This window comes from Jatrophihabitans sp. (assembly GCF_051960575.1).
Taxonomy (GTDB): Bacteria; Actinomycetota; Actinomycetes; order Mycobacteriales; family Jatrophihabitantaceae; genus JBQCEE01.
In genome coordinates this window covers 1-11,813 of record NZ_JBQCEE010000357.1, presented here as the reverse complement: position 1 = coordinate 11,813, position 11,813 = coordinate 1, and the positions used below count along the sequence as shown (strand labels likewise).

Annotated in this window: 9 protein-coding genes; all 9 read left to right on the top strand. The window is 73.0% G+C overall.

Features of this window, described 5'->3' with window-relative positions:
- A partial coding sequence (locus tag ACTHMS_RS19835) for a DUF3488 and transglutaminase-like domain-containing protein (protein WP_440308390.1) occupies positions 1-1,845 on the top strand: 1,845 nt, incomplete at its 5' end.
- A complete protein-coding gene (locus ACTHMS_RS19830) occupies positions 1,842-6,218 on the top strand; it encodes an FtsK/SpoIIIE domain-containing protein (protein WP_440308389.1) in 4,377 nt (1,458 codons plus the stop codon). The genes ACTHMS_RS19835 and ACTHMS_RS19830, both read left to right, overlap by 4 nt.
- A gap of 100 nt (positions 6,219-6,318) precedes the next feature.
- A complete protein-coding gene (locus ACTHMS_RS19825) occupies positions 6,319-6,606 on the top strand; it encodes a hypothetical protein (protein ID WP_440308388.1) in 288 nt (95 codons plus the stop codon).
- Positions 6,607-6,644: 38 nt separating this feature from the next.
- Positions 6,645-6,914 carry a WXG100 family type VII secretion target gene (locus ACTHMS_RS19820; RefSeq protein ID WP_440308387.1) on the top strand — a complete coding sequence of 90 codons (270 nt, stop codon included), beginning with the start codon at positions 6,645-6,647 and terminating at the stop codon, positions 6,912-6,914.
- 79 nt (positions 6,915-6,993) lie between these two features.
- Positions 6,994-7,830, top strand: coding sequence for a WXG100 family type VII secretion target (locus ACTHMS_RS19815; RefSeq protein ID WP_440308386.1), 837 nt, complete (start codon positions 6,994-6,996; stop codon positions 7,828-7,830).
- A gap of 14 nt (positions 7,831-7,844) precedes the next feature.
- Entirely contained in the window at positions 7,845-8,438 is a 594-nt protein-coding gene (locus ACTHMS_RS19810) for a hypothetical protein (protein ID WP_440308385.1), read from the top strand.
- Positions 8,439-8,470: 32 nt separating this feature from the next.
- A complete protein-coding gene (locus tag ACTHMS_RS19805; protein WP_440308384.1) occupies positions 8,471-9,259 on the top strand; it encodes a PP2C family protein-serine/threonine phosphatase in 789 nt (262 codons plus the stop codon).
- Complete coding sequence (locus tag ACTHMS_RS19800; protein ID WP_440308383.1) at positions 9,256-10,770, top strand: FHA domain-containing protein; 1,515 nt, start codon at positions 9,256-9,258, stop codon at positions 10,768-10,770. The genes ACTHMS_RS19805 and ACTHMS_RS19800 overlap by 4 nt, the downstream gene beginning before the upstream one ends.
- The coding region (locus ACTHMS_RS19795; protein ID WP_440308382.1) for a serine/threonine-protein kinase at positions 10,767-11,813 on the top strand (1,047 nt) is incomplete at its 3' end. The genes ACTHMS_RS19800 and ACTHMS_RS19795, both read left to right, overlap by 4 nt.

Here is an 11,813-nt window from a genome sequence, read left to right as displayed (position 1 = left end):
CGCCCGACGCGCCGGGGGGCGCCGGTGGGGCCCCCCCGGCGGGTGCGCGCCGCGGGGAGCCGGCGGGGCCCCGCGACGCCCGCGGCGCGGCTGCTGCAGGGCGCTGTGTTCGCCGTCGTCGCGCTGGCGTGGACGGCGGTGCGCGCCAGGCACTCGCGTCCGGTCGCCCGCAGCGGCTCGTCGCGTCGGGTGCGGCTTGCGACCGCAGCCGTGCTGCTCGGGCTGGCCGGTGTCGGCGGCGCGCTGGTCGGGCCGCACCTGCCGGGTGCGGGGCACACCGATCGCACCGTGCTGCGCAGCTACGTGCAGCCGCCGGTGAACCTCGACCAGTACCCGAGCCCGCTGGCGGGCTTCCGGCACTACCGCCGGGACGAGGTCAAGCAGGCGACGCTGTTCCGCGTCAGCGATCTGGCCGACGGCCAGTTGGTGCGCATCGCGACGCTCGACCAGTACAACGGCACGGTCTGGACGGCCACCAACAGCATGTCTGCCAGTGCCGGCCCGGTGCTCGACGCGTTCCAGCGCATCGGCGCCAGCGTGACCGCGCCTCGCTCGGGGCGAGCGGTCACGTACACGGTGACGGTGCCGCTGGGCGGCTACCGCGACGTCTGGCTGCCGGACGCGGGGCAGCTGACCAGCATCGACTTCCACGGCCCGAACGCGAGCGCGCACGCCCTCTACTTCCGTTACAACCTCGCGACCGGAACGGCGCTGCTGCCCGACGGCCTGCAGCCGGGCGACAGCTACACCGTGCATGCCGTGCTGCCGGACGACAGCATGCCGAAGCAGGCGGCGCCGGCGTCACCCGACGGCGTGCTCGGCCAGGAGGCCGCGTTCCTCAGCCAGAAGGCCGCGAGCCTGGCCGGGTCGTCCAGCGACCTGATGGCCCGCATCACCCGCATCGAGCAGACGCTGCAGGCGGGCTTCTACAGCGACGGCCTGAAGCCCGACCAGTTGCAGTACCTGCCCGGCCACTACGTCACCCAGTTGCAGCGCTTCCTCGCCAACCCGCGCCTCGTCGGCGACGACGAGCAGTACGCGGCGGCGTTCGCACTGCTGCTCGACTCGCAGAGCGTCGGTGTACCGGCCCGCGTGGTGCTCGGTGCCGAGGTGCACCACGGCACGGTGACCGGGGCCGACGTGCACGCGTGGGTCGAGATCAAGCTGGTCGACGGCACCTGGCGCACCATCCCGTACAAGGCCTTCACCCCTGACGAGTCGAAGGCGCCGCAGCAGGTGCAGGCGACCGAGGCGGCGCCGACGCAGGGACAGGCGGTGCCGCCGCCAGTGGCCAGCCGGCCGAAGGGCGAGCAGCTCAACACCGACGACGCCAACAGCCGCTCGTCCAAGATCATCAAGAAGAAGCATGCTGCGGCCGGCTCGTCCGGCAGCGGACTGCCCGCGTGGATCGGCGCCACCCTGCGCTGGGGCGGGCCGCCCGTGCTCGCCGTGCTGCTGGTCTGCGGCGGCATCGTCGCGCTCAAGGCCGAGCGCCGTCGGCGGCGGCGCACGAAGGGCAGCCCCGCGAGCCGGTTCAGCACCGGCTGGCGTGACCTGATCGATCACGCCCGTGACCTCGGCATCCCGACGCCGGCGGGGCAGACCCGTCGTGAGCAGGCCAGGGCGCTGCAGGCCCACGATGTGGCGCCGATCGCGCACCGCGCGGACGCCCATGTCTTCGGGCCGGCCGAGCCGCAGGAGCAGGACGTCGCGGCCTATTGGCAGGACGTCGACGACGCGCGCCGGCGGATGAGCTCGTCGGTCGGCCGGTGGCGTCGGCTGCGGGCGGCGCTGAGCCTCGCCACGTTCTTCGGCCCGGGACGATCGGCGGCGGGAGCGGCATGAAGGTCAAGTTCACGCTGCAGCGCCCCGCCGGGGCGGTCGACCTGGTCGCCACGGTCGACTCGGCGACGACGGTCGGCGATCTCGCCGCGCATCTCGCGGCGGCGGACCCGCATCGCGCACCATCGGCGTCGGCCGACGGCGACCTGACCATCACGGTGGTCGGGGCCGAGAGCCTGTCGGTCGACCCCCGGTTGCCGGTGGTCGACAGCGGGCTGCACTCGGGCGCCGTCGTCAGCATCGGCCGGGTCGGCGGTGCGTACGGCGACCCGCACCGCGCGGCGGCCGCCGTGGTCAAGATCCTCGACGGACCCGATGCCGGGCGCGAGTACCAGATCCCCGTGGGCGCCTCCGTCATCGGCCGCGAGCGCGGCTGCGACGTGCGCCTGACCGACACGATGGTGTCGCGGCGGCACGCGCGCATCAACGTCTCGGACGTCGTCGAGATCATCGACCTCGGCTCGGCCAACGGCGTGCTCATCGACGACACCGCCGCGCCACGGTCGATCCTGCGCGGCTCGGACGTCGTGCAGCTCGGCGACACCCGCCTGTCGGTGCGGCGCCTCGCGACACCGACCGGTCCCGCGGCGCCGTCGGGCGGGCACGAGTTCGTGCGCTCGCCGCGACTCGACCCGGTCTACGAGGGACAGCGGTTCGAGGCACCCGAGCTGCCCGAGCGCGGGCGCAACCAGCGCTTCCCGCTCATCCCGATGCTCGCCCCGCTGCTGATGGGCGGGCTGCTCTACCTGATCACGAAGTCGCTGACGTCCATCGTCTTCGTCGCGCTGAGCCCGATCATGCTGATCGGCAACGTCGTCGAGTCGCGGGTGGGCGGACGGTCGGACTACAAGAAGGCGGTCAAGGCCTTCTGGGAGGACGTCGACGCCCTCGTCGAGGAGCTGCAGTCGGCGACCACCGCCGAGGTGACGAGCCGTCGCGGCGAGCACCCCGACACCGCTGCGGCGGTGGCGGCGGCGCAGGCGCGCTCGCCGCTGCTCTGGACGCGCCGGCCCGGGGCCCGGGGCTTCGCCGACATCTGCCTGGGGCACGGGCGGCTGCCGTCACGCCACGAGCTCGAGCTGCCGTCGACGAAGCGCTCGACCCGCGCGCTGTACCGCGAGCTCGTCGCGAAGGTCGACCCGTTCGCGACCGTCGACGGCGTGCCCGTCGTCGCGTCCCTGGCCCACGCGGCGCTCGGCCTCGCCGGGCCGCGCAGCCAGGTGCTGCCGGTCGCCCGCGCCGTCGTGGCGCAGCTCGTCGCCCTGCACTCGCCGGCCGAGCTGGTCGTCACGGCCATGACGTCGCCGACCACGGCGGCCGACTGGGACTGGCTGAAGTGGCTGCCCCACACGTCGTCGCCGAGCAGCCCGCTCACAGCGCGCCCCCTGTCGTCGAGCGCGACGACGAGCAACGAGCTCGTCGCCGAACTGGAGGAGCTGCTGGCCTCGCGCCGCGACGCCGACTACGCCCCGGTCGGCCCCGCCGTCGTCGTGGTGGTCGAGACCGACGCGGTGCTGCAGCACAGCCGCGTCGCCGCGCTCGCCCGTGACGGCGCCGCGCACGGCATCCACGTCGTGTGGCTGGCCGACGAGGTGGCGGCCCTGCCCGCGGCCTGCGAGACGTTCGTCGAGGTCGGTCGGACCGGTGTCGAGGGTGTGGCCGGCTTCGTGCACACCGGCACGGCGGTCGAGCCGGTCACCCTCGAGCACCTGACCGGTGAGGCGGCCGCTGCCATGGCCCGGCAGCTCTCACCGGTCGTCGATCTCGACGCGCAGGTCGACGACGCGAGCGACCTGCCGCGCGCGGTGTCGCTCCTGACGCTGACCGGCACCGAGCTCGCGAGCTCGCCGCACGCGGTCATCGAGCGCTGGACCGAGAACCGCTCGGTGCTCACCGGCCCCTTCGCGCCGGCGCGACCGGTCCGCCACGCCGGCACGCTGCGCGCCGTGATCGGCCAGTCGGCGGGGGAGGCGCACGCCCTCGACCTGCGGGCCGACGGCCCACACGCACTCGTCGGCGGCACGACCGGCGCGGGCAAGTCCGAACTGCTGCAGGCGTGGATCCTCGCCATGGCCGCCGCGCACAGTCCGCAGCGACTCACCTTCCTGCTCGTCGACTACAAGGGCGGCGCGGCGTTCAAGGACTGCAAGGACCTGCCGCACACCGTCGGACTCGTCACCGACCTGTCGCCTCACCTGGTGCGGCGAGCGCTGGCGTCGCTGTCGGCGGAACTGCGCCACCGCGAGAAGGTGCTGCACCGGCACGGCGCGAAGGACCTCGTCGAGCTGGAGAAGAAGGGCGTCGTCGACGCGCCGCCGTCGCTGGTGCTCGTCGTGGACGAGTTCGCCGCGCTCGTGTCGGAGGTGCCGGAGTTCGTCGACGGTGTCGTCAACGTCGCCCAGCGCGGCCGTTCGCTGGGATTGCACCTCATCCTCGCCACGCAGCGGCCGGCCGGTGTCATCAAGGACAACCTGCGCGCGAACACCAATCTGCGGCTCGCGCTGCGGATGGCCGACGAGTCCGACAGCTCCGACGTGCTCGGCTCGCCCGAGGCCGCGTTCTTCGACCCGACCCTGCCCGGACGAGCGGTCTCCAAGACCGGGCCGGGCCGGCTCGTGCCGTTCCAGACCGGCTATGCCGGTGGCTGGACGACCGACGAGCCGCCTGCGCCGGACATCGTCGTCGAGGAGCTCGGCTTCGGCACGCCCGCCGTGTGGCGCAAGCCGGAGGTCGACGAGGTCGTCGCCGAGAACCTCGGCCCGACCGACATCGAGCGTCTCGTCGGCACGATCGGGGCGGCCGGTGCGCTCGCCGAGATCCCGGCGCCGCGCAAGCCGTGGCTGCCCGAACTCGGCCGCGCCTACGACCTCGCCGACCAGACGCAGGTGCGCTCGCGCCGCACGGACACCGAGCTGGTGTTCGGCCTCGCCGACGTGCCCGACGACCAGGTGCAGTCGACGGTGGCGTTCGAGCCCGACCGGCACGGCAACCTGGCCATCTTCGGTGCCGGCGGCTCGGGGAAGTCGGCGTTGCTGCGCAGCCTCGCCGTCGCCGCCGGGTTCACCGTCCGCGGCGGACCGTGCCACGTCTACGGCATCGACTTCGGCCGCGCGCTCACCATGCTCGAGGACCTGCCGCACGTCGGCAGCGTCATCAGCGGTGCCGACCACGAGCGCATCACGCGCCTGCTCGGCTGGCTGCGGGGTCTCGTGGACGAACGCCAGCTGCGCTACGCCCGTGCCAACGCGGCGACGATCACCGACTACCGCACCCTCGCCGGCGCCCCCGACGAGCCGCGCATCCTGCTGCTCGTCGACGGGGTGGCGGCCTTCCGGTCGGCGTACGAGCCGCCGGACCGGCTGCGCTGGTTCGACCTGTTCACGTCGATCGCCTCGGACGGACGCCCGGTCGGCGTCCACGTCGTCCTGACCTCCGACCAGCGCGGCGGCCTGTCCTCGGCGCTCGCGTCCGCGATGCAGTCACGCGTCGTGCTGCGCATGTCGAACGCCGACGACTACTCGTTCCTCGGCGTGCCTGCTGACGTGCTCTCGCCGGCGTCACCGGCCGGACGCGGGATCATGGACGAGCGCGAGATCCAGGTCGCGGTGCTCGGCGGCACGCCGGACGTCGTCAAGCAGGCTGCCGCCCTGCGTGGGTTCGCCGAGTCGATGCGGCGCAGCGGGGCCTCGACGGCCGCGCCGATCCGTGCGCTGCCCGAGCGGATCCCGCTGCGCGAGCTCCCTGCGACCCTCGACGACCAGCCGGTCATCGGCATCGCCTCGTCGACGCTCGCGCCGATCGCGTTCGCGCCGTCCGGGCCGATGGTGCTCTGCGGCCCACCGGGCAGCGGCCGCACCACGGTGCTGCAGGCCTTCGCGGAGGCGGTGCACCGGTGGCGTCCGGATGCGGAGCTGTACTACTTCGGCTCCGCCCGCTCGCCGCTCGCCGCACTGCCGTTCTGGAAGGCGACCAGCCTCAACCCGCAGACGGCCGGAGACCTCGCGACCGACCTCACCGCAGGCCTCGCCGGCAGAGCCGCGACGGCGCCGCCGCTGGCGGTGTTCATCGAGGGCGCGGCCGAGCACGCCAGCGGCATGGGCGACTTCGCCCTCGAACAGCTGGTGAAGCAGTGCGCCACCGACGGGCACCTGGTGATCGGCGAGGGCGAGACCTCGACGTTCAACTCGAGCATGGGGCTCGTCGGCCAGCTCAAGACCGGACGCGCCGGCCTGGCGCTGTCGCCCGACCTGGGCGACGGCTCGACGATCTTCAAGACGAACTTCCCGCGGCTCGGCGCGATCGATCTGCTGCCCGGCCGCGGCGTGCTCGTGCGGCTCGGCCGGACCGAGATCGTCCAGGTGGGGCTGCCGTCATGACCGCGCCGGCATGGGGAGTGCAACCCATTCCCCGCCGATCCGGCGCTGCTTAGGTTTCTCGCAACACAGTCACCGATCACCCGAGAAGGAAGAAGGAGACATGGCCCGCGAAGGTATGGACGTCGACGTCGTCGAGGCGGCCGGCAACCAGATGAAGCAGATCGGCACCGACGGTCTGCCGCACCTGATCAACGCGATCGAAGGACTGATCCAGCGCACGCAGGGCGCCTGGTGGGGTCATGACGCCCAGGCCTTCGCCCAGGCGTGGCACAGCAACTTCAAGCCGGCCCTCAGCCGGATCGCCGGTGAGGTGGCCAACCACGGCCAGCTCGCCCTCACCAACGTCAACGAGCAGCGGCAGGCCTCGGCCGGCACGTCGATCGCCTGACCCACCCCCACCACGACGACAGCAGAAGGAGTCAGATCATGAACTTCCAGGGCATGGACCCCGACGAGGTCGAGGGCATCGGCCGGCAGATCTCGAGCGAGGCGCAGTCGCTGCAGGGCATCATCCGTCAGCTCGACGGCATCGTGAACACGATGCAGGCCAACTGGCTGGGCGACGACTCGAACCGCTTCCACAGCACGTACACGACGCAGTACCGCCAGCAGATGAACCAGGCCGTGCAGCAGCTCGAGCAGCTGTCGAGCGCGGCGATCCGCAACGCCAACGAGCAGCGCAGCGTCTCGCGCTGATGCCGTGCGCTGACGGGGAACGGCAGCGTCGCCGTTCCTTGTCGGCACGACAGCCACCGAGCATGGAGAGGAAGCCGACATGAGCGCTCGTCTCGGCATGGACCCCGGCATCGTCCGCGGCCTCGCCGACCAGCTCGACCGGCTGGGCGACGACCTGACGAACCTCATCGGACGCGTCAACGGATCGGTCAACCGGCTCGGCGGCACCTGGCACGGCAACGACTTCGACCAGTTCGCGCACACCTGGCACGGCCGCAACGCCGCCGCGATCACCCGCATCGTCGGTGAGCTGCACCAGATGGCGACGACCGCACGGCTCAACGCGAGTGAGCAGGAGCAGGCGAGTGGCGTCGGCGACGTCGCTTCGCTCGGTCCGGGGCGCGAGGGCTTCTCCGCCGATCAGGCGTGGTCGTTCGGCAGCGCTGCGGCCGGAGTCGGCATCACGCTCGTCCAGCTCGGACGCCTGAGCAAGGAGACCGGCATCCCGCTCACGCAGTGGGAGCACGGCGTGCTGTCCCACCTCGACGACGGCAGCAAGCTCGCCAAGCTCGGCAAGGGCCTCGGCGTGATGGGCGTGGCGGTCGACTTCGGCGAGTTCGGTCTCGCGCTGCACGACCACGCGAGCGGTTGGTCGCTTGCAGGCCACGGTCTGAACACGGGCATCGACACGGTCGGTGTGTTCGTCCCGGAGGTCGCTCTGGCGAAGGGCGCGTGGGACGTCGGCACCACCATCGGGACGGCCATCGCCAACAGCCCGGCCAACCAGCATGTCGAGACGCACGCGGTCGCGGTGGGTGCTTCCCACATCCACGGCGACCCCTACACCGACCCGAAGGCGGCGAGCGACCTCGTCAACCGCTACAAGGGCGTGCACGGCTTCTTCAACGCCGCGAGCGACTACTTCCACGCCCTCTGATCCCGAGGACCACCATGAGTGAACTGCTGACCTTCGCCGAGCTCCGCTTCCTCGTCGGCAACGCCCCGGGCTTCGACCGGCTCGCGCAGATGCTGCCGCTGCCGGCCGGCGAAGCAGTGGCGGAGGCGGGGCTCGCCTCGTTGTTCGCGCGTGACAAGGCGGGTGCAGATGCGGAGGGCATCACGGTCGATGCCGCCGTGCGGGCCGCTGCGGCGCTGCTGGTCGAGAACGACACGTGGGTCGATCTCGTGCTGGTCCGGCCGTCCGCCGCCGTCAGTCTGTTCGTCGGCAGCGGGCCCGCGGGCACGCCCGGCGTCGTGGTGAGCACGACGCGTCCCGGCTGCTTCCAGATCGACGCGCTGACGTCCGAGCTGACCGCTCAACAGCGGTTGAGCTCCGTCGTCACGGCACTGCTCGATGCCGACGGCGAGGCCCTCGTGTACGCGCGCACCCGTCCCGACCGGTCGGTCTCGGTCGCTGCGGGCCGCTCGGCGAGCGGTGAGTGGCTGTTCGGCCGCGAGGGCGACGAGGGCGGTCTGGTCGTCATGCCGCGCGACGCGGTCGAGCAGGCGCTCGCCAGCGCGTTCGACGCCACGCCGGTCGCCTGACGCAACCGGACGAGTCCCGCAGAATGACCTCCGTGTACGAGCTCACCGACCTCCGCGTCGGCTCCATGACCGATGTGGGGTGCGTCCGCGAACTGAACGAGGACGCCGTCCTCGTGCGCGGGCCGCTGTTCGCCGTCGCCGACGGCATGGGCGGGCACGCGGCCGGCGAGGTCGCCGCCGCCATCGCCCTCGAGCACCTCAGCGTGCTGGCCGACCGTCCGGTCGTCGACCGCACCGAGGTCGTCGCCGCCATCGACCGCGCCAACGCGGCGATCCTGCGCGCCGGTGCCGCCGACCCGGCCGCCGCCGGTCTCGGCACGACCGTGAGCGGTGTCTGCTTCGCGTCCATCGCAGGCTCGCCGCACTGGCTGATCTTCAACGTCGGTGACTCGCGGGTCTACCGCCACGCGGGCGGACGGCTGTCGCAGGTCACGGTCGACCACTCCGAGGTCGAGGAGCTGGTCGCGGCCGGGCACATCACCCGCGAGCAGGCGCGCACGCACCCCATGCGCAACGTGGTCACGCGGTCGCTCGGCACCGACCCGGCGCCCGTCTGTGACATCTGGGTGCTGCCGGTCGAAGCCGGCGACCGGTTCCTGATCTGTTCCGACGGCCTCAGCGGCGAGGTCGACGACGCGGCGATCGAGGCCGCGCTGCGCGACGAACCTGATCCGCAACGCGCGGCGGTGGCGCTCGTGCACCAGGCCCTGGACGCGGGGGCCCACGACAACGTGAGCGTGATCGTCGTCGGTCTGCCGCTCGGCGACGACCAGCAGGTCGACATCACCGCGCCGCGCAAGCAGTTGCGGGGGACTGCGTGAGCGCGCTCGCCGGCTCGACGTACGTGCCCGGCTCGTGGGTCGCCGTCACGGCACCCGGGGCCTGGCTGCTCGTCGACCTGCCGCCCGAGGACCCGGTCGTGCGCCGCTGCTGGAAGCTCGTCTCGGAGGGCGCTGCTGCGGACGCCGTGCTCGACGCGCTGACGGCCGGGGGCGTCGGCGCGGCGCCCGCGTTCGCGCTGGTGCGGCTGCCCGAGGGCGGTGCACCGCGGGTGGTCGTCCGGCACCCTGCCGTCGTGCGCACGCACGCGGTGGCGGCGGTCGACGAGATCGTCGTCGAGGCGGACCCAGCCGTCTCGTGGACCGACGTGGTGCTGGCGTCGCCGCCGGATGCGATCACGCTGACCGGCCAGGCGTCGCCCGCCTCGTCGGTCGAGCTGCCGATGGGCTCGGGCGTCACCACCGCCGCGGTCGTGATCGTCTCGCTCGCGACGGCGGTGACGGCGCCGGCACCTGAGCCGGCTGTCGAGCCGGCCGTCGTGCCGGAGCCAATTGTCGTGGCCGAGCCGACCGTCGTGGCCGAACCGGCCGTTGCTTCCGAACTGGAGCCGGTGGCGTCCGAGCCGGAGACCGCTGCGTCCGAGCCGGAGACCGCCGCGCCGGAGCCGGAACCCGAGCTCGCGCCGGCACCCGAGCCCGCGCCGGTCGCGCCACCGGCTGCGCAGGAACAGCTGCCCTCGTACGACTTCCTGTTCGGCGCCACCCAGCGCGGCGTGGTGCCGCCGCCGCCGGCACAGCCGCCTGCGGTGACGATCGAGGCGCCGTCGGCCGAACACACCGCGACCTGGCCGACCGAGCCGCCCGCCGACTTCGACCGGTCGGTGCCGGCGGGCGAGCCGCCGAAGCCGAGCTCCGGTGGCCTCATCGACAGCGTGCCGTGGGCGACCTCCTCGACCGAGCAGGCCCCACCCTCGTCCCCGGCGCCGGCCCCTGTGCCGGCGCCGATCGTGTCGCGTCCGTCACCCGTCGACGAACCGCCGCCGGCCGTCGCGCAGACCGTCAACCGGGCGCAGTTGCGCGCGGCCGCCGCGGCGACGGGGCCCACCGTGCTCGCGGGACGCTGCCCGAACGGCCACCTCAGTCCCGTGCACGTGCCGACCTGTCGTGTGTGCAGCGCGGCGATGCCCGACCAGGATCCGGTCGAGATCCCACGGCCGCCGCTCGGGGTGCTGACCTCGGGCGGCTCGATCATGGTCACCCTCGACAAGGGCGTGCTGCTCGGTCGCGCGCCGGACGTGCCGCCGGGTGACGATCCGCCGCACGTGCTGCGGCTGCGCAGCCCCGAGAACGACATCTCGCGCAACCACGCCGAGATCGTCATCGACGGATGGAACGTCTACGTCCGCGACCTCGGGTCGACGAACGGCACGGTGGTCGGCCTGCCGAGCCAGCCGCCGTTGCGGCTGCGCGAGCAGGACCTGCAGCTGCTCACGCCCGGCTCGACGCTCAGCCTGGCCGACGAGATCACCCTGACCTTCGAGGTCAGGGCATGACGACCGCCGCCCCGCCCGAGATCCCGGGGCACGAGTTCGTCAGCCATCTCGGCGAGGGTGGCTACTCGGACGTCTACCTCTACGAGCGCCGGTCGCCGCGCATGCGCGTGGCCGTCAAGGTGCTGAAGGACGTCCGCCTCTCGTCTTCCGAGCTCGCCCAGTTCGAGGCCGAGGCCGAGACGATGGCCGAGCTGGCCGACCACCCGTACATCGTGCAGGTGTTCTCGGCGGACACGACCGCCGACGGGCGTCCGTTCCTGATCATGAAGTACTACCCGCAGCCGAACCTCGGCGTGCGGGCCGCCGCCGAGCGCTTCACCGTGGCCGAGACGTTGCGCACGGGGGTCAAGCTGGCCAGCGCGGTCGAGACCGCGCACCGCGCCGGCATCCTGCACCGCGACATCAAGCCGGCCAACGTGCTGGTCAGCCAGTACGGCGAGCCGGGGCTGACCGACTTCGGCATCGCCGGCCGAGCGGCAGAGGCCGACGACGCCGACGACATCGGCGTCTCGATTCCGTGGTCGCCGCCCGAGGTGCTGACCGGCCAGTCGAACGGCACGAAGCAGTCGGACGTGTACTCGCTCGGCGCGACCCTCTGGCACCTGCTCGTCGGGCGGTCGCCGTTCGAGGTGCCGGGTGGTGACAACTCGGCGCACGCGCTGATGCAACGGGTCATCCGCACGGCGCCGCCGACGACCGGTCGTGCCGACGTCCCGGCGGCGCTCGATCGGCTGCTGCAGCAGGCGATGGCGAAGAACGCGGCGGTGCGTCCGCGCACGGCGCTCGAGTTCGCGCAGGCGCTGCAGGGCATCGAGCAGGAGCTGCGGCTCGAGCGCACGAGCATCGTCGTCGAGGGGCTCGGCACCTCGCCGGCAGCTCCGGCGTCGCGTCCGGACACCTCGGACCGCACCCGCACCCGGGCGGCGACCAGCGCAGGGCAGGCCGCACCCGGACGCCCGTCGGACGCGTCCTCCCGCTTCGCGCCGGCGGCACCGCCGCCCACGACGCCGGCGACGCCGCCCGCGTCCGACGCCCCGCCCACG

Coding starts and splice junctions, on each gene's coding strand:
- ACTHMS_RS19810 (WP_440308385.1), top strand. CDS start 7,845: ATGAGTGAACTGCTGACCTTCGCCGAGCTCCGCTTCCTCGTCGGCAAC.
- ACTHMS_RS19825 (WP_440308388.1), top strand. CDS start 6,319: ATGGCCCGCGAAGGTATGGACGTCGACGTCGTCGAGGCGGCCGGCAAC.
- ACTHMS_RS19820 (WP_440308387.1), top strand. CDS start 6,645: ATGAACTTCCAGGGCATGGACCCCGACGAGGTCGAGGGCATCGGCCGG.
- ACTHMS_RS19815 (WP_440308386.1), top strand. CDS start 6,994: ATGAGCGCTCGTCTCGGCATGGACCCCGGCATCGTCCGCGGCCTCGCC.
- ACTHMS_RS19830 (WP_440308389.1), top strand. CDS start 1,842: ATGAAGGTCAAGTTCACGCTGCAGCGCCCCGCCGGGGCGGTCGACCTG.